Annotated in this window: 16 protein-coding genes; 7 read left to right on the top strand and 9 right to left on the bottom strand. The window is 72.1% G+C overall.

The features are described 5' to 3' along the window. Window positions 1-2 precede the first annotated feature (2 nt). Entirely contained in the window at window positions 3-770 is a 768-nt protein-coding gene (locus tag BLS95_RS20430; RefSeq protein WP_090933562.1) for a TetR/AcrR family transcriptional regulator, read from the top strand. 137 nt (window positions 771-907) lie between these two features. Beyond that, entirely contained in the window at window positions 908-1,582 is a 675-nt protein-coding gene (locus BLS95_RS20425; protein ID WP_090933561.1) for a TetR/AcrR family transcriptional regulator, read from the top strand. A 12-nt stretch (window positions 1,583-1,594) separates the two neighbouring features. Here the strand turns inward: BLS95_RS20425 and BLS95_RS20420 are convergent, their stop codons facing one another. The 4 genes from BLS95_RS20420 to BLS95_RS20405 all read right to left on the bottom strand — a co-directional run bounded on the left by BLS95_RS20420 (window position 1,595) and on the right by BLS95_RS20405 (window position 5,825). Next, complete coding sequence (locus tag BLS95_RS20420) at window positions 1,595-1,966, bottom strand: hypothetical protein (RefSeq protein WP_090933559.1); 372 nt, start codon at window positions 1,964-1,966, stop codon at window positions 1,595-1,597. 121 nt (window positions 1,967-2,087) lie between these two features. Further along, a complete protein-coding gene (locus BLS95_RS56895; RefSeq protein ID WP_218135880.1) occupies window positions 2,088-2,783 on the bottom strand; it encodes a GNAT family N-acetyltransferase in 696 nt (231 codons plus the stop codon). Then, window positions 2,780-4,558 (bottom strand): NAD+ synthase, encoded by a 1,779-nt coding sequence (locus BLS95_RS20410; protein WP_090933557.1) that lies wholly within the window; start codon window positions 4,556-4,558, stop codon window positions 2,780-2,782. Before BLS95_RS20410 ends, BLS95_RS56895 begins: the two co-directional genes overlap by 4 nt. A gap of 73 nt (window positions 4,559-4,631) precedes the next feature. Then, entirely contained in the window at window positions 4,632-5,825 is a 1,194-nt protein-coding gene (locus BLS95_RS20405) for an MDR family MFS transporter (RefSeq protein WP_090933555.1), read from the bottom strand. 59 nt (window positions 5,826-5,884) lie between these two features. Between BLS95_RS20405 and BLS95_RS20400 the strand changes: the two genes are divergently transcribed. Continuing rightward, complete coding sequence (locus BLS95_RS20400; protein WP_090933553.1) at window positions 5,885-6,847, top strand: DUF5937 family protein; 963 nt, start codon at window positions 5,885-5,887, stop codon at window positions 6,845-6,847. Window positions 6,848-6,899: 52 nt separating this feature from the next. Here the strand turns inward: BLS95_RS20400 and BLS95_RS20395 are convergent, their stop codons facing one another. Next, window positions 6,900-7,892, bottom strand: coding sequence for a terpene synthase family protein (locus BLS95_RS20395; RefSeq protein ID WP_245765180.1), 993 nt, complete (start codon window positions 7,890-7,892; stop codon window positions 6,900-6,902). Further along, window positions 7,889-8,434 carry an EF-hand domain-containing protein gene (locus BLS95_RS20390; protein WP_090934057.1) on the bottom strand — a complete coding sequence of 182 codons (546 nt, stop codon included), beginning with the start codon at window positions 8,432-8,434 and terminating at the stop codon, window positions 7,889-7,891. Before BLS95_RS20390 ends, BLS95_RS20395 begins: the two co-directional genes overlap by 4 nt. A gap of 154 nt (window positions 8,435-8,588) precedes the next feature. On the opposite strand from BLS95_RS20390, the gene glnA reads away from it, so the two are divergent. Further along, entirely contained in the window at window positions 8,589-9,950 is a 1,362-nt protein-coding gene (gene glnA / locus BLS95_RS20385; protein ID WP_090933551.1) for a type I glutamate--ammonia ligase, read from the top strand. Window positions 9,951-9,969: 19 nt separating this feature from the next. Here the strand turns inward: glnA and BLS95_RS20380 are convergent, their stop codons facing one another. Together BLS95_RS20380 and BLS95_RS20375 are read right to left on the bottom strand one after the other, a co-directional pair. After that, window positions 9,970-10,314 (bottom strand): YciI family protein, encoded by a 345-nt coding sequence (locus tag BLS95_RS20380; RefSeq protein WP_090933549.1) that lies wholly within the window; start codon window positions 10,312-10,314, stop codon window positions 9,970-9,972. Between the two features lie 69 nt (window positions 10,315-10,383). Then, on the bottom strand, window positions 10,384-11,007 hold the full coding sequence (locus tag BLS95_RS20375; RefSeq protein WP_245765179.1) for an AAA family ATPase: 624 nt from the start codon (window positions 11,005-11,007) through the stop codon (window positions 10,384-10,386). 449 nt (window positions 11,008-11,456) lie between these two features. Here BLS95_RS20375 and BLS95_RS20370 point away from each other — a divergent pair, with 449 nt between their 5' ends. Beyond that, the gene (locus BLS95_RS20370) at window positions 11,457-12,170 is read left to right on the top strand and encodes a PaaI family thioesterase (RefSeq protein WP_090933547.1); all 714 of its coding nucleotides are present in this window, start codon (window positions 11,457-11,459) and stop codon (window positions 12,168-12,170) included. 71 nt (window positions 12,171-12,241) lie between these two features. Here BLS95_RS20370 and BLS95_RS20365 read toward each other — a convergent pair whose 3' ends face one another. After that, window positions 12,242-13,114, bottom strand: a complete 873-nt coding sequence (locus BLS95_RS20365) for an alpha/beta hydrolase (RefSeq protein ID WP_090933545.1) — start codon at window positions 13,112-13,114, stop codon at window positions 12,242-12,244. 144 nt (window positions 13,115-13,258) lie between these two features. Between BLS95_RS20365 and BLS95_RS20360 the strand changes: the two genes are divergently transcribed. Together BLS95_RS20360 and BLS95_RS20355 are read left to right on the top strand one after the other, a co-directional pair. Continuing rightward, entirely contained in the window at window positions 13,259-13,945 is a 687-nt protein-coding gene (locus BLS95_RS20360; protein WP_090933543.1) for a type 1 glutamine amidotransferase, read from the top strand. A gap of 91 nt (window positions 13,946-14,036) precedes the next feature. Further along, window positions 14,037-17,129: a bifunctional [glutamine synthetase] adenylyltransferase/[glutamine synthetase]-adenylyl-L-tyrosine phosphorylase gene (locus BLS95_RS20355; RefSeq protein WP_245765178.1), complete on the top strand. Its 3,093-nt coding sequence runs from the start codon at window positions 14,037-14,039 to the stop codon at window positions 17,127-17,129. The last annotated feature ends 5 nt before the right edge of the window (window positions 17,130-17,134 follow it).

Below are 17,134 nucleotides of genomic sequence, written 5' to 3'. Positions count from 1 at the left end.
CGATGGCGCACGAGCGGTCGCTGCCACCCGAGGTGGAGCGGATGTGGGGGCGCGAGCCCGTCTCGCGCAGGGGACCGCGGCCGCGACTGGACCTCGCGCGGATCGCCGCCGCCGCCATCGACATCGCCGACGCCGAAGGTCTGGCCGGGGTCTCGATGGCCAGCGTGGCCGCGCGGGTGAGAGTGGCGACGACGGCTCTGTACCGGTACGTGGGCAGCAAGGAGGAGTTGCTGACCGTCATGGCCGACAGCGCCGTGCCCTTGCCGCCCGAACCGGGGGATCTGCCCTGGCGCGACTACCTGGCCCTGTGGACCCGCGGCAACCGCGACATTTTGCTCGAACGCCCCTGGCTGCTGTCCGCCGCCCGGCTGTCCCCGCCGCTCGGCCCGCGGCGGCTGCTCTGGCTCGACCGGTTGATGACCGCGCTCGGCGGCACCGGGCTGGACGACGGAGAGAAGATCAACGTGGCGACCACCCTGACGGGCTACGCGCTGACCGACGCGGCGGTCGTGCACGGGGTGGGCGGCGGCGACCCGCGGCTGGAGGAGGCCGGGGTCAAGGGGGCCTCCGACTACGGTGACGTGCTCGCGGAGGTGCTCGACCCCGAGACGTATCCGGCGCTGTCGGCGGCGATGCGCGCGGGCGTCCTGCGGGGCGCCGTCGGATGGGTGGACGACGAGGACTTCCTGTTCGGGCTCAACCTGCTGCTCGACGGCATCGAAGCACTGATCGCGCGGCGGGCCTCGGAGGGCCGCGCCGACAGGGGGTGACCGCACGCCGGCGGGCGTCGGAGGGTCGCGCCGGCGCTGAGGGACCGCACGCCGGCCCAGAGCCGGCCCGCCGCCCTCCTCGGTCCCGCCGGGCTAGGGTGGTCGTACGGTTTTCCGTACAGTGCACGGGAGTCGAGATGCCGGAGTCCATCTGGTTCCGCGGCGACGAGCGCCCGCGCAGGCCGCGGCTGTCGCGTGAGCGCATCGTCGAGGCCGCCGTCGCCCTGCTCGATGCCGAGGGCGTGGCCGGGTTCTCCATGCGGGCCCTGGCCGCGCGCCTGCGAGCGGGCACGATGTCGCTCTACGAGTACGTCACGAGCAAGGAGGACGTGCTCGACCTGGCCCTGGACGCGGTCATCGGCGAGATCGAGCCGGTGGAGGAGGGCTCGTGGCGCGAACGGCTGGCCGGTCAGCTCGCCCGGAGCAGGCAGGTCATGCGCCGCCATCCCTGGGTGCCCACCCTGACCTCCACCCGCCCCCTCATCGGCCCGAACGCGCTGGCCCGCTCCCGGCCCTTCTACGCCGCCCTAGCAGACGCCGGGCTGAGCGGCCCCACCCTTGTCGCCGCCGTCGGCACGTTGTCCTCCTACGTGAACGGGTTCGTCGCCGCCGAGAACACCTGGTGGGCCACGGTCCGCACCCCCGGCGCCGACGCCGAGGCACGCGAGAGGGTCGGCGCCTACCTGGAGGAGCACGTCGCCGACCTCGCCCGGCACGCCCAGGTGGACATCAACGACTTCGACGGCCAGTTCCTTCTCGGCCTCGACCTCATCCTCGACGGCATCGCCGCCCGCCTGCCACCCGGGGCGTAGCCGGGACGGCGGCTAGAGATCCAGGCCGAGCAGCGCCCCGCCGGGGAGGTGCTCCACGACGGCCGACACCGTCATGGCCCGGGTGAGCAGCGTGCCAGGCAGCAGGGTGACGGTGGCGACCTGCCCGCCGAGATTCCCGCGTTCGGACCACGGCACGAAAGCGCTCTCCGGCGAGAGGATTTCCGCCTTGCGCATCACAGTGACCGGAATCGAGTGCCCGGCGTCGATTCGCTGCGTTATGCCGATCACTTCGACCCTTTTATCGGTATGGAATTTGATGGCGGCGGTCGCGACCAGTCCTCCCAGGAATATCAGCAGGCCAAGGGCGATCAGGTGGAGCCTGCGCTGCCGGAACGCGGGCTCCATCAGATGATCCATCGTCATTGTCGGCTTTTGTACGCGCATGCCATCCGCGGCAGGCTCGTGATGACTCCACATGGCTCGAAACAGTGCCGGAAAAGATCGGCCCGCGTTTGATCAACGCACATTAAAGTTGGCACCCCGATCACCGGGTGAGGTGCCAGAGCCAGCCGAGGGGGCGCAGTCCGAGCCGGGCGGCCACCCGCTGGGAGGAGCGGTTGTCCGCGCTCGTGCTGTAGAACAGCGGGATGCCGGGCAGCAGGCCGGCCCAGGCGGCGGTGGTGGCCGCCGCGTACCCCCGGCCGCGGAACGCGGGAGCGGTCCAGGTGCCGGCCTCCGCGCCGGCGGAGGTCAGCCGTGCGCTGTGACAGACGGCGACCACCTGGTCGTCCTTCACCACCATCGCCCACGGCGCGCCCGGGCCGCCGTCGGCGAGGACCTCCCACTCCTCCGGCTCCCACCCGACGGGCCGCAGCGGCCGCACCCGGCGCGCGTGCGCCGGGTCGTCCGACCGGAGCACCTCGACCGGCGCGTCGAACCGGACCGGCGGGCGCACCAGATAGCTCGGCCCGCCGGACACGGTCAGGTCCGCCTCCAGCAGCTCGCGGCACCGGGCCAGGACGGCCGGGGGCGTGCCGGGCGGCGACGGGGCGGCCCCGGCGACGAGGTCGAGGAGGCGGGCGGCGAGCGGGCCGGGCACGCTCGCGCCCACCGCCGCCGTCAGGCCGTCGGCCGCCACGCCGACCACCAACTCCTCCGGACCGGGGAGACGACCGCGGTCGTCCAGCCGCCAGATGACCCCTGTCTCGATGCGGAGCAGGTCGACGTCCCGGACGCTCACGCCGGTCCGGTCGTCTCGCGCCAGCGGTTGGTGATGGGCAGGCGGCGGTCCCTGCCGAAGTTCTTCGGGGTGATCTTCGGGCCCGGCGGGTACTGGCGGCGCTTGTACTCCGCCAGGTCCACCAGGCGGATCACCCGCGTCACCAGCGCCGGGTCGTGGCCCGCCGCGATGAGCTCCTGGGAGCCCATGTCCTTCTCCACGTAGTCGTCCAGCAGCCGGTCCAGCACCTCGTACGGGGGCAGGGAGTCGGTGTCCCGCTGATCCGGCCGCAGCTCCGCGCTGGGCTCCTTGGCGATGGAGTTCTCCGGGATCGGGGCCTCGGCGTCCAGCAGGAACGAGGGGTCGGTGTGGGCGTTGCGCCACCGGGACAGTTCCCACACCATCGTCTTGGGCACGTCCTTGATCGGGGCGAACCCGCCGGCCGAGTCGCCGTAGAGGGTGGAGTAGCCGGTGGCCAGCTCGCTCTTGTTCCCGGTGGTCAGCACCAGGTGGCCGTGCTCGTTGGACAGCCCCATGAGGATCATGCCGCGCACCCTGGCCTGCAAGTTCTCGGCGGCCAGGCCCGACAGGTCGATCTCCTTCTCGTAGGCGTTGACGATCTCCGCGATCGGCACCACCCGCGCGTTGATCCCCTGCCGGCGTACCAGCTCCTCGGCGTCGGTCAGCGAGTGGTCCGAGGAGTAGCGCGACGGCATGAGCGCCACGTGGACGCGGGAGGGGCCGATGGCGTCGGAGGCGATCGTGGCCGTCAGGGCCGAGTCGATCCCGCCCGACAGGCCCAGGATGACCGACTCGAAGCCGTTCTTGGTGACGTAGTCGCGGACCGCGAGCACCAGGGCCGAGTAGACCTCCGCGGCCGGATCCAGCCGCTCCGCGATCCGCGCGGGCACCGGGGGACGGGGCTCGACCGGGTCGGCGGACAGGACCAGGCGGTCGACCGTGATCGTGGACCCGTCGCCCGCGTCGTACGGGAACGTGCCCGCCGGCGCGTCGGAGACCGGCAGGTCAAGGTCCACGACCAGCAGCTCCTCCTTGAACTGGCCGGCCCGCGCCACCAGCTCGCCCGAGCCGTCCACCACGATCGAGTCGCCGTCGAAGACCAGCTCGTCCTGGCCGCCGACCTGGTTGACGTAGACGAGCGCGCAGCCCGCCTCGCGAGCCCTGCGCGCGCACAGCTCCAGGCGGACGTCGTCCTTCTCCTTCTCGTACGGCGAGGCGTTCGGCACGACCAGCAGCCCGGCCCCCGCCTGCCCGACGACGGCCACGGGGCCGCCCTCCTGCCACAGGTCCTCGCACACCGCGATCGCCACGTCCACCCCGTGCAGCCGGAAGATCGGCAGCCGGTCCCCGCGGACGAAATAGCGGTATTCATCGAACACCCCGTAGTTCGGCAGGTGGTGCTTGCTCGTGCGGGTCACCACCTCGCCCTTGTGCAGCAGCGCCGCCGCGTCCAGTGGGGCGCCCCTCGGCTGCCCCACCCGGGGGGCCAGGCCGGCACGGTCGACGTAGCCGACCACCACCGGCAGGTCGCCCAGGCCCTCCCGGTCCAGCCTGCGCGCCACCTCCTCCAGAGTGCGGATGCTGGCGTCGACGAAGGATGTGCGCAGCACGAGGTCCTCGACCGGATAGCCGGTCAGGAACATCTCGGTGAAGACGACGAGATGGGCCTCGCGTTCGGCGGCGTCGCGGGTCCACGCGACCAGCAGGTCCGCGTTGGCGGCCAGGTCTCCGACAGTCGGGTTGGTCTGTGCGAGGGCTATACGCAGTTGGGCCACGCTGCCCAGCCTAGTACGGCGTGATTTTTATCGTCAAAGCGACGAAAAGTCGGGCGGCACCGGCCGGACGCGTTCAGCGGCGCCGGATCGCCGGTCCGAGCAGCAGGATGCCCGCCGCCGACAGCAGGCCCACCCCGCCCACCGTGAACCACAGCACCCGCGGCCCGAGCTCCAGCAGCGGCCCGCCGAGCAGCGGCGCCAGCACCGCCGCCAGCGACCAGGAGAGCCCGAACAGCCCGGAGTACCGGCCGCGCAGGTCCGCGGGCGCCAGCGCGGCCACGATCGCGCCGGGGATGCCGGCCGTGATGATCTCGCCGACCGTCCACACGGTGATCGTGACGGCCAGCCCCGCCACGTCGGTGACGAACGCGGTCATCGCGAAGCCCAGCCCCATCACGACCAGCCCCACCGCGAACGCGCGCGCGTGGTCCCGGCGTCCCAGCCAGTCGGACACCAGCGGCTGGACGATGACGATGAGCACCCCGTTCAGCGCCATGGCCAGCCCGAACTGTCCCGGCGTCAGCTTCACGACCTCGGCCGCCGCCACCGGCAGCATGGTCATCGTCTGCGAGTAGACCAGCGCGTTGCCCAGCGCCACCAGCGTGAACCCGATCATCACCCGGTCGCGCAGCACCACGCCGAAGCCGCCGGTCGACTCCCTGGCCGCCGGCCTGGTCTCGGGAACCGCCCGCCAGACCAGCGCCGCGAACACCAGGCTGGACAGCGCGTCCACCCAGAACAGCCAGATGAACCCGTGCCCCGCCAGCCAGCCGCCGGCGGTCACGCCCACGGAGTAGCCGAGGTTGATCCCCCAGAACAGCAGCCCGTACGCGCGGGGCCGCTCCTCGGGCGAGACCAGGTCGGCCACCAGGGCGTTCGAGGCCGGCCGGTAGATGTCCATGACCAGGCCGAGGGCGAACATCGAGATCAGGATCGCGGGCAGCGAGGAGCTGTAGCCGAGGGCCAGCATGATCGCGGACGTGGCCAGCATGCCGCCCGAGAGCGTGGCCCGGCGGCCGATCCGGTCGGCGAGCATCCCGGCCAGCAGCTGCGACAGCAGCGAACCCGCCCCGAACACGCCCATCGCCAGCCCGGCCGCGGTCAGGGACAGGCCGCGGGCCTGGGTCAGGTACACGCCGGTGAAGGGCATGACCATGGTGCCCAGGCGGTTCACGAAGGTGCCGCCCCACAGGGCCCAGAAGGGACGGGGCAGGCCACCGAACTTGGCCTGCAGGAAGGAGGGCTTCTCAGCGACAGTGCTCGACACCCGATAAAGGTTGATATTTACGGTTTTGCTACGCGAACGATTTAGCGCACACTAAAAACATGGCCATCACCTGGGTGCTGAAGCCCGAGGACGTCGCACGCATCCGGTTCGCGTTCTCGCCGGTGTGGGAGCTCGTCGCCAGCCTGCGCACCCTCCAGACGCCCGCCAGGCAGTCCATCCACCTGCCGTGGATCAAGGCCGCGCGGCCCCGGCTGGAGGGGCTCGACCTGGCCGAGCTGTTCGCGCTCGTGCCGCCGAGCGGCTATCTCGCCGACTTCATCACCCCGCCGCCCGACACGCCGGTGCCGGACTTCGCCGCCGAGCTCGACCGGATCAGGCGCACACCGCCGGAGGTGGCCCACCGGGAGGCCGGCTGCGTCGAGGGCACCGACAAGGCCGTGCTGAAGCGGTTCATGGCCGATCCGCGGGCGGGGGTGGCCAGGGTGGCGGACGCGCTGGAGGCGTACTGGGAGACGTGTTTCGCCGAGTTCTGGCCCCGGGTGTACGCGCTGCTGGAGCGTGACGTGCTGCGCCGCTCGCGGCAGCTCGCGCGGGGCGGGGCCAGGGAGCTGTTCGCCGGGTTGGATCCCGCCGTGGTCTGGACCGGGGAGCGGCTGCTGATCGACCGGCCGTGGTGCGAGGCGGGCGGGCTGCACGGTGACGGGCTGGTGCTGGTGCCCAGCGCGTTCTGGTGGCCGTCGATCGCGGTGATGTCGGCGCCGTACCAGTCGACCCTGATCTATTCGGTGCTCGGCGTCGGCACGTTGTGGGAGCAGAGCCCGCCGCCCGCGCCCGGCGCGCTGGCGGCGCTGATCGGCCGCAGCCGGGCGCAGATCCTGCTCGCGCTGGCCGAGCCCGCCACCACCTCCGCCCTGGCCGCGCGCATGGCGCTGACGCCGGGCGCGGTCAGCCAGCACCTCGGGGTGCTGCGCGGCGGCGGGCTGGCGGTGGGGATGCGGCTCGGCAAGCAGGTCGTCTACCGCCGCACCCCCGCCGGCGACATGCTCGCGGGCGCGTCCTGACACGCCGCCGGGTGGGGACGTGTCCGGACGCGCCCGCGAGCCGTCCGCCGCCTCAGGCGTAGCGTTTGGACTCCAGCAGCCAGTCGAGGTGGGCGCGCGGTGCCGCGAGATAGGCGCAGGCCACCTTGCTGACGTCCCTGGCCGTCTTCGGGTCGAGATCGTCCAGCGGCAGCCGCCTGGCCGCGTGCCGCATGTCCTGGCAGCGTTCCGCGATCCGGTCCAGCACCCAGGCGGTCGCCTCCCGCTCGCCCAGCCCGAGCTGCCGGATCGCCAGCACGACGAAGTTGTGCACGTCGCCGCGCTCCTTGGGTCGCGAGGCCACGTCGTTGCACCACGCCGTGACGTCGCTGCAGGCGTTCACGAGTTGCTGCCAGGGCTCGCACTCGACCACCCAGACCGGCACCTCGACCCGCAGGCACGGCTCGACCAGGTCGTAGACGTACGGGCCGACCGTGCCCCTGCGCAGCGCCGGATACTCCTCCAGCGTCGGCATCCGCCCCGAGGCCCGGTTGTCGGCCTCGGTACGGCAGGCGTCGTGCTGGCGCCGCAGCCCGACCGCGAACCTCGCCCGCCACCGGTCACTCATCCGGGCGCTGGTCACCCGCCACAGGTCGGCGAAGGCCGCCTCCAGCGGATGCCGGGCGGTGCCCTCCAGCATGCCCCGGAAGATCTCCGGCTGGCACGCGCCCTCGTCCAGGTCGTCGTCCAGGTGGAACAGCCAGGTGAGCCACTGCGCGAACAGCGCCGCCGCGGCCGCGTCGAACTCGGCGAAGGCCCGGCCCGCCATCCGGTGGAAGCCGACGCCGGGGTCGGCGCGCAGCCCGGTGCGCCTGGCCCAGTCGAGGACCGCCGCCTCGATCGCGTAGACGGCCGGGTGCATCCGGCACGGCTCCGCCATCGCGGGCACCCGCTCGGTGAGCGGCAGCAGCGCCAGAGCCGCGGAACCGCCCCTGCGCGGCACCGGCAGCATCGGCTTCCAGTGCATCACGTTGCGTAGCGCGGTGCGCACCGTGGCGAACACGGTGGTGTTCACTCCGGTGTTCACAGCGGTCCGTAGAGCCAGTTGCCGGCGGCGTTCGGGTCGTCGCTGCGGTAGTAGTCGGAGGCGGCCTGGACCAGCTCGTCCACGGTGAGCGTGCCCCTGCCCGACCGGTCGAGCCGGTCGAACGCCTCGTCCACGTCGTCGTACGCGACGCCGAACGCGCACAGCATCGTACGGAACTCGCCGGGCCCGATCCGCCCGTCCCGGTCGCCGTCGCACAGCTCGGCCACGGCCAGCGTGGCCGGTCTGAACACCGGGTCGTACAGGTCGCCGGTGACGAACGCCGCCGTCATCCCGGTACGGAAGTCCGGGCGTGCGATGCCGGAGTCGCCGTCGCGTTCGAGCGCCTGCGCCAGGGCGGACCAGATGCCGTCGAAGCTGTCGACGAGGCTGGCCCCGGTGACCGAGGTGGGGGATTCCCCGAAACCCACCAGGATGCGGGCTCCCAGCCCGAGCAGGTCCTCACGCTCGACGACGCCGTTGCCGCTCGCGTCGATGTGGTCGAACGCCCGATCGAGCTTGTGATTGAGCAGGTCGATAGCCACCAATGCCTCCCCCGAGACTGACTGCGTGATCACAGTAAGTCGGGGCGGGGGCTTTGTCAGCGAGGCTCGCACCGGTGCCCTCCGTAACGTGTGCGAAACACGAGCACGGCATGCTGGTAAATGACCCGTACTGTCTGTCTATCGAGGGGACGCTGTGGACCGCCAGCAGGAGTTCGTGCTCCGCACGCTCGAGGAACGCGACATCCGGTTCATCCGGCTCTGGTTCACCGACGTGCTCGGCTTCCTCAAGTCCGTGGCGATCGCCCCGGCCGAGCTGGAAGGCGCGTTCGCGGAGGGCATCGGCTTCGACGGCTCCGCCATTGAGGGGTTCGCGCGCGTCTACGAGTCCGACATGCTCGCCAAGCCCGACCCCGGCACCTTCCAGATCCTGCCGTGGCGCAGCGAGACGCCCGGCGCGGCGCGGATCTTCTGCGACATCCTCATGCCCGACGGCTCCCCCTCGCACGCCGACCCGCGCTGGGTGCTCAAGCGCACGCTCGCCAAGTGCGCCGACATGGGCTTCACCTTCTACACCCACCCGGAGATCGAGTTCTTCCTGCTGAAGAACCGGCCCGAGGCGGGAGACCGGCCCGAGCCGATCGACTCGGGCGGCTACTTCGACCACACCCCGCACAGCTCGGGCCACGACTTCAGACGCCAGGCGATCATGATGCTGGAGTCGATGGGCATCTCGGTCGAGTTCAGCCACCACGAGGGCGCGCCCGGGCAGCAGGAGATCGACCTGCGTTACGCCGACGCGCTGACCACGGCCGACAACATCATGACCTTCCGGCTGGTCATGAAGGAGGTCGCGCTGGAGCAGGGGATCTGGGCCTCGTTCATGCCCAAGCCGTTCACCGAGCACCCCGGCTCCGGCATGCACACGCACATGTCGCTGTTCGAGGGCGACCGCAACGCCTTCTACGAGGCCGGGACCGACTACCGGCTGTCCAAGGTCGGCCGCTCGTTCATCGCCGGGCTGCTCAAGCACGCCGCCGAGATCACGGCCATCACCAACCAGTGGGTCAACTCCTACAAGCGGCTGTGGGGCGGCGCCGAGGCCATCGCCGGGCAGGGCGGCGAGGCGCCCTCCTACGTGTGCTGGGGCCACAACAACCGCTCGGCCCTGGTCCGGGTGCCGATGTACAAACCGCACAAGGGCGGCTCGACCCGCATCGAGTTCCGCTCGCTCGACTCGGCCTGCAACCCCTACCTGGCCTTCGCGCTGATCCTGGCCGCCGGGCTGAAGGGCATCGAGGAGAGCTACGAGCTCCCCGCCGCCGCCGAGGACAACGTGTGGACGCTGACCAGCGCCGAGCGGCGGGCGCTCGGGATCCAGCCGCTGCCGGGATCGCTGGACGAGGCCATCGCGGTCATGGAGCGGAGCGAGCTGGTGGCCGAGACGCTCGGGGAGCACGTCTTCGACTTCTTCCTGCGCAACAAGCGGGCCGAGTGGGGCGAATACCGCCGCACCGTCACCGAGTTCGAGCTCGGCCGCTACCTGCCCGTGCTCTGAGGGGCGCGCGAGGGGGGTGTCAGCCCTCGAACTCGCGCACCTCGATCGGCAGCCGGGCCACCGCCCTCGCCAGCTTGCGGCCCCAGCCGAGGGCGGTCTCCATGTCGGGTGCCCGGATGATGGTGAATCCGCCGACGTGCTCCTTGCCCTCGGTGTAGGGGCCGTCGGTGGTGAACGCCTCGCCCGCCTTCATCCGCACCACGGCCGCCTGGTCAGCGGGCCGCAGCCCGCCGGAGAACACCCACACCCCGGCGTCCCGCATCTCCTCGCCGAGGGCTTCGAGGTCGCGCGTGATCGGGCCCAGGATCTCCGGGCCGGGCGGGGCGCCGTCGGGCTGGTAGATGGTGAGCACGTACTGCTTCATGGGTCGTTCCTTTCTGTGCTGTCTCACCCTCTACACGAGCGGTGCCCGCCGGATTCGACACCCGGCGCCTCATTGAGGTGAGGACTCGTTGCCCGCCCTGGGGCGGATGCCGGTGGGACGGGCTCCGTCGAAGACGATGGCCGCCACCAGATCGGCCTCGGCCCGGTCGACGATCCGCGCGCCGGTGGCCGGAGCGGGGTCGCCGCCGCGTACGCGGGCCAGCAGGCTCTGCCACCGGCGCTGGTGGCGGGCGAACGTCCGGGGGGCGACCAACCGGCCGCGGGCCTGCTGCCCGGCCAGCGCCACCTCCGGCGGCGTGTCGAGCAGCAGCAGGTGGAAGCTCGCCCGGTGGCGGCGGGCCAGCCACGCGAAGCCCCTGAGCACGTACCGGCTGCAGCCGCGGTTGTGCGCGACGACCGAGTGGCCGAGGAGCAGGGCCTGGCGGATGCGGCTCACGTGGGTGACGAAGACGACCGCGCGGCGCACCGGGGTGGGGGCCCAGGGGAGCCGGCCGTTCCAGTGCTGCCGGGACTGGAAGGAGTCGATCACCACGACCCTGCCCATGGTGACGGGCAGGCTCTCGGCGCCGTGCAGCCCGTACAGGCGTTGCAGCAGGGTGGTCTTGCCCGCGCCTGGTAGCCCGGTCAGGATGACCAGGGAACCGGGCGGGTAGCGCAACATCGCCTCCTGCACAGGCTCAACCCCGTTCTCGTGCCCTGTTCGCGCCGCCAGCATAGAGGCGCACGCACTCCAGCCTCGCCGAGGTTGGCGCAATGCGCGCACTTCCGCGGCGGGATTCGTGTGAAACGGGAAGAACGGGCGCTGATATCGGTGGAGTGGTCACGGGGCCGCGGAAGCCGGGATAGGGTACTGGCAACGTCTTGGTCGGCCTCACTCGTGGTTCGGAGTGAGGCCGATTTTTCGTTGCTTCTCGCCTTCGGGTCACGCCCACGCAACGTACGGCCCCTACCGTGCGTCTGGTAAGGGCCGGGAAGCTCCGACCCCTTCAGGGCGTTACGAGCAGATGTATCGGGCAGCACCAGTACCCTCAGCCCCTCGCTGAACGGGTGTCTAGTAAAATTGGTCTGTTCTTTACGATATTTATGGACTTCGCCTACTTGGGCGATATGGGAGGGTGTGGCATGACGACGGCTGCCCTGCAGACCGTGTTGACCGTTCCCGAGCGTTTCCGGGGTCCCGTGGGGATCGCCAACGGCGGTTGGATCGCGGGCACCATGGCGGAGGCCCTGAACGGTGGCCGATCAGCCGTCGAGGTCACGCTTCATGCGCCCACCCCCTTGGAGACCGAGCTCCGGCTGGAGCACCTGGCCAACTCCGTCACCCTCTCGCACGGTGACGGGCTGCTGGTCGAGGCCATCCCGGTGGCCGAGGACCTGGAGGGGCCGGGGTTCGTGCCCTTCAACGACGCCGCCCGCGCCGAGGCCGGGTTCGTCGGCCTGCGCATGCACCCCTTCGCCGAGTGCTTCGCCTGCGGCCTGCGCGAGCCCGGTGACGGCCTGCGCATCTTCCCCGGCCCGGTGGCGGGCACGGACCTGGTGGCGGCCGGGTGGCGGGTGCCGTTCACGGTGACGGGTGAGGAAGGGGTGCCGGCCTCCATCGTGGGCGCGGTGCTCGACTGCATCACCGGCTGGGCCCATTTCGGTCCGGGTGAGAGTGCTCTGCTGGGCCGCCTCACCGTGCAGATCAACGGCCCGATCCGCCCCGGTGGCCAGTATTCCGTGGTGGCCCGCCCGACCGGCCGCGACGGACGCAAGATGTACGGCCAGAGCGCCATCTACGAGCTGGACGGCACGCCGGTCGCCGCCGCCCGCGCCACCTGGATCGCTCCACGCTGACCCTGGCAAGAACGGCCCCTGAACGGCCCCCGAGCGGCCCCTGAGCGGTATGGCTCGGGGGCCGTTCGCGGTCAGGCAGGGTCGGAAGGTCCCGCGGTGAGGCGGGCGGCGACGGTCGAGGCGCAGCGGTCGTCGAACAGGATCGTGTAGTGGTTGCAGTCCGGCACCGTCTCGTCCGTCAGGCCGGGGAGCCGGGACACCCAGGGCAGCGCCAGATCGTCGGGGAGCAGGCCCATGTCCTGGTTGAGCAAGCCGCGCGGGGCCCTGAGCAGGGACAGCGGCGACTTGATCGAGGCCAGGGCGGCGGCGATGCGCTCGGACTCCAGATACATCCAGCGGCCGTCCTGCAGCACCGCGTCGGCGGCCACGCGTGACCGCAGCGCGCCCTCGGGGCCCGTCAGGTCGTAGCGGACGTAGGCCTCGACGTCGGCGTTCCAGTGGCCGGCGAAGGCGGGATGCGCCTTGAAGAAGTCGACGTACGCCTCCTCGGTGGGGAACGTCTGCCGCAGCCGTGCAAGGGCCGGTCCGAGAACGGCCGCCAGGGCCTCGTCCGCGTTCGTGCCCTCGGGCAGCGGCGCGAACGGGAGCCCGCCGTCCACCAGGACGACCCGGGCGAAATCCCGCTTCGCGGCCGCCAGAGCCGCCACGTACGCGCCCATCGAATGGCCGGTCAGCACCGCGTCAGGGCCGGCGCCGACGTGGTCGGCCACGCGCAGCACGTCCTCGGCGTGCCTGGGCAGGCCGTACGGACCCGGCAGATCGGCGCTGTGGCCGCGCCCGCGCAGGTCCATCGCCGCCAGCGACCACCCGTCGGGCAGCTTCCTGGCCACCGCCGCCCAGGCCATCAGCGAGGCGCTGATCCCGTGCACCGCGATGATCATCCGTGGACCCGATCCGAACGTGGCGATCCGCAGCCCGTCCACATCCTCGAAGTTCATGCTCATAGGCCGGAGCTTAAAGACAAATCCCCATGTGCGGTATGTGCCCGCCCCCTGATGTCCCGGGGTGTCGGGTGGAGGCTCGATGGGGCGGAGGTCACGCGGAGGCGGGGATGTGGTGTGCGATGAAAGTCCGGATAATTACCCAATATGCGGATTACGGTGATCGAGCATGAGGCTGAGGCCGGGCTCGGGTACTTGGGTGAATGGCTCGGGCTGGACTGCGACGTCGTGCGGCCGTACCTGGGCGAGGAGGTGCCGGGGAAGGCGGCGGACGGGCTGATCGTGCTCGGCGGCGCGGCGGCAGCCTGGGAGGACGAGCGCAGCCCGTGGCAGCCCGCCACCCGCGACCTGCTGCGCCGCGCCGTGACCGAGGGCACGCCCACGCTGGCCGTTTGCCTGGGGGCCCAACTGCTGACCATGGCCTGCGGCGGCACGGTCGAACGCGGGGCGAACGGGCTGGAGGTGGGCGCCTGCGACGTGGTCGCCCTGCCGGCCGCCGCGTCCGATCGGCTGCTGGCGGGGATCGGCACGGCGGTGGCCGTCCAGTACCACCAGGACGCCATGACGCGGCTGCCCGACGGCGCGGTGCCGCTGATGACCGGATCCCGGTATCCGAACCAGGCCTATCGGCTGGGCGAGGCCGCCTGGGCGGTCCAGTTCCATCCCGAGGCCACGCCGGAGATCTTCGCCCGCTGGACCGAGGAGACCGGCCTGGAGGCGGGCCCCGAGCTGAACGCCGAGGTCAAGGCCGCCGAGGACGCGCTCATCGCGACGTGGCGGCCGATGGCGGAGGCGTTCGCGGACGTGGTCAGAAGCGGGGGTGGCGGCGCCTGAGCGAGCACCCTATGATCACGTTGCGAGAGCGAATCGTGACGCAATGCTCGGACATTACGGCGAAATGCCCGAGTGCTGTCAAGATGGAAGGGTGCCCAGGATCGAATCCACTGCCGCGAAACTCGCCAAACTGGGCTTCGCCGACGGAGCCCAGGCGGCTCACATTGTCCGGCAGACCGTTGCCCCGCTGGACGACGTCCTGGAATACCTGGTGGACGTGGCGGACCCCGACCTGGCGCTGGCATCGCTGGCCCGGCTGACCGAGCGTGCGCCGGCGGTGCTCGATCGCCTGCGCGACGACGAGGCCCTCAGGTCCAGGCTCCTGGCCGTGCTGGGGGTGAGCGCCGCCCTCGGCGAGCACCTGGTGCGCCATCCGGAGCAGGTGGAGTTGCTGGCCGCCCCCAGGCTGGGTGACGCGCGGGCGGAGCTGCTGCGCGCGGTCGGCGCCGACCCCGGGCCCCGCCTGCCCGGCCCGGACCCCGATCCACCACCCGCCCAGGCCACCCAGAGCGCTCAGGACGGGCAGGGCGCCGGGGACGGTAAGGGCGCCCCGGGTGTCCAGGACGGGCAAAGCGCCCGGGACGGTAAGGGCGCTCAGGGCGCCCAGGACGGGCAGGGCGGGCAGGACGGTAAGGGTGCGCCGTTGGCCAGCCACAACGCGCTGGTGGCGCTGCGTGTCGCGTACCGGGGCCGGCTGATGCACCTGGCCGCCCGTGACCTGACCCACCAGGCCACCCTGAGCGAGGTCACCGCCGAGCTGTCCGACCTGGCCGGCGCCGCCCTGGAGGCCGCGCTGGCCATCGCCCGGCGCGAGGTCGACGCCGGTGAGGTCCGCCTGGCCGTGATCGGCATGGGCAAGTGCGGCGCCCGCGAGCTCAACTACATCAGCGACGTGGACGTGATCTTCGTGGCCGAGCCCGAGGAGGGCGCCGACGAGACCAAGGCCCTGCGCGCGGCCACCAAGCTCGCCCAGGCCACGATGCGGGCCTGCTCCGCGATCACCCCCGAGGGCGCGCTGTGGGAGGTGGACGCGAACCTGCGGCCGGAGGGCAAGGCCGGCCCGCTGGTGCGTACGCTCGCCAGCCACCTGGCCTACTACCGGCGCTGGGCCAAGACGTGGGAGTTCCAGGCGCTGCTCAAGGCCCGGCCGGTGGCCGGCGACATGGAGCTGGGCGCGGGTTACGTCGAGGCGGTCAACGACCTGGTCTGGTCGGCGGCCACCCGCGAGCACTTCGTGGAGGACGTGCAGGCCATGCGCCGCCGGGTCGAGACCCACGTACACGCCGAGGGGGAACGCCAGCTCAAGCTCGGCCCCGGCGGGCTGCGGGACATCGAGTTCGCCGTGCAACTGCTGCAGCTCGTCCACGGCCGGCTCGACCCCCTGCTGCGCCGCCGGGCCACCCTCCCCGCCCTGGCGGCGCTCTCCCGGGGCGGGTACGTCGGCCGCGACGACGCCCGCGGGCTGGCGGAGGCGTACTCGTTCCTGCGCCAGGTCGAACACCTGCTGCAACTGCACCGGCTGCGGCGCACCCATGTCCTGCCCACCGGCGAGGCCGACCTGCGCAGGCTCGGCAGGGCGCTCGGCATGCAGGTCGACCCGGTGGGGGAGTTCACGGCCAGGTGGCGGCGGCACGCGATGGAGGCGCGACGGCTGCACGAGAAGCTGTTCTACCGGCCGCTGCTGCAGGCCGTCTCGCGGCTGCAGGAGTCGGAGGCGCGGCTGTCGGCCGTGGCGGCCACGGCCCGGCTGGAGGCGCTCGGCTACGTCGATCCCGCGGGCGCGCTGCGCCACCTCGCCGGCCTGTCCGCGGGCGTGTCCAGGCGGGCGGCGATCCAGCGCACGCTGCTGCCGGTCATGCTGGGCTGGTTCGCCGACACGCCTGACCCGGACGCGGCGCTGCTCGGGTTCCGCCAGGTGAGCGACAAGCTGGGCAGCACGCCGTGGTACCTGCGGCTGCTGCGCGACGAGACGGCGGTGGCGGCCAGGATGGCGCGCGTGCTCGGCACCAGCCGGTACGCGACCGGCCTGCTCATGCACGCCCCTGACGCGGTCGCGCTGCTCGGCTCGGACGAGGAGCTCGCCGTACGGCCGGTCGAGTCGCTGCTCGGCGAGGCGTCCGCCGCGGTCTCCCGGCATGCCGACGCCCCGGAGAACGCCGTCGCGGCCGTGCGGGCCATCAGGCGCAGGGAGCTGTTCCGGACGGCCGTGGCCGACATTTCAGGACTTATCGATATCGAGACCGTCGGCTGCGCCTTGTCGTCGCTCACCGACGTGACCCTCCAGGCCGCCCTCGACGCCGCCCTCGGCAAGGCCGCGTCCGTCACCTCGTTCGCCATCATCGCCATGGGCCGGCTCGGCGGCATGGAATGCTCCTACGCCAGCGACGCCGACGTCATCTTCGTGCACTCGCCGCTTCCGGGGGTCGAGGAGCGCGAGGCCGCCGACGCCGCCTTCGCCGTGGCCAACGAGCTGCGCCGGCTGCTGTCGCTGCCCGCCCCCGACCCGCCGCTGATCATCGACCCCGACCTGCGCCCCGAGGGCCGGCAGGGGCCGCTGGTACGGACCCTGGCCTCCTACCGGGCCTATTACGCGCGCTGGTCGTCGCCGTGGGAGGCGCAGGCGCTGCTGCGGGCCAGGTTCTCGGCGGGCGACGCCGAGCTGGGCCGGCGGTTCACCTCGATGGCGGACGAGCTGCGCTATCCCCGCGACGGCCTGCCCGACGACGCGGTCAGGGAGATCAGGCGGCTCAAGGCCCGGATGGAGGCCGAGCGCCTGCCGCGCGGCGCCGACCCCGCCCTGCACATCAAGCTCGGCCCCGGGGGGCTGTCCGACGTGGAGTGGGTGGCCCAGCTCCTGCAGCTCCGGTACGCGGGCACGCTGCCGTCCCTGCGCACCACCCGCACGCTGGAGGCGCTGCGCGCGGCCGTGGCCGAGGGCCTGCTCTCCGCCGCCGACGAGGCCGTACTGGCCGAGGCGTGGCTCTTCGCCTCCCGTGTCAGGGACGCGATCATGCTGGCCAAGGGCCGGCCGGGCGACAGCGTGCCGCGCGAGTCGGGGGAGCGCAGGCTGATCGCCCGCACGCTCGGCTACCCGCCGGACGGCTCGGAGGACTTCCTGGACGACTACCGTCGCGTGACCCGCCGCGCCCGGCAGGTGGTGGACAGAGTCTTCTACGGGGGTTGATCGAC

The organism is Nonomuraea jiangxiensis (assembly GCF_900099965.1).
Lineage (GTDB): Bacteria > Actinomycetota > Actinomycetes > Streptosporangiales > Streptosporangiaceae > Nonomuraea > Nonomuraea jiangxiensis.
This window is presented reverse-complemented; position numbering and strand designations above follow the sequence as displayed.

Excerpts from the sequence above, each read along its gene's own strand:
- BLS95_RS20365 (WP_090933545.1), bottom strand. The coding sequence starts at position 13,114 with ATGAGCATGAACTTCGAGGATGTGGACGGGCTGCGGATCGCCACGTTC.
- BLS95_RS20420 (WP_090933559.1), bottom strand. The coding sequence starts at position 1,966 with ATGACGATGGATCATCTGATGGAGCCCGCGTTCCGGCAGCGCAGGCTC.
- BLS95_RS20430 (WP_090933562.1), top strand. The coding sequence starts at position 3 with ATGGCGCACGAGCGGTCGCTGCCACCCGAGGTGGAGCGGATGTGGGGG.
- BLS95_RS20425 (WP_090933561.1), top strand. The coding sequence starts at position 908 with ATGCCGGAGTCCATCTGGTTCCGCGGCGACGAGCGCCCGCGCAGGCCG.
- BLS95_RS20370 (WP_090933547.1), top strand. The coding sequence starts at position 11,457 with ATGACGACGGCTGCCCTGCAGACCGTGTTGACCGTTCCCGAGCGTTTC.
- BLS95_RS20400 (WP_090933553.1), top strand. The coding sequence starts at position 5,885 with ATGGCCATCACCTGGGTGCTGAAGCCCGAGGACGTCGCACGCATCCGG.
- BLS95_RS20380 (WP_090933549.1), bottom strand. The coding sequence starts at position 10,314 with ATGAAGCAGTACGTGCTCACCATCTACCAGCCCGACGGCGCCCCGCCC.
- BLS95_RS20360 (WP_090933543.1), top strand. The coding sequence starts at position 13,259 with ATGCGGATTACGGTGATCGAGCATGAGGCTGAGGCCGGGCTCGGGTAC.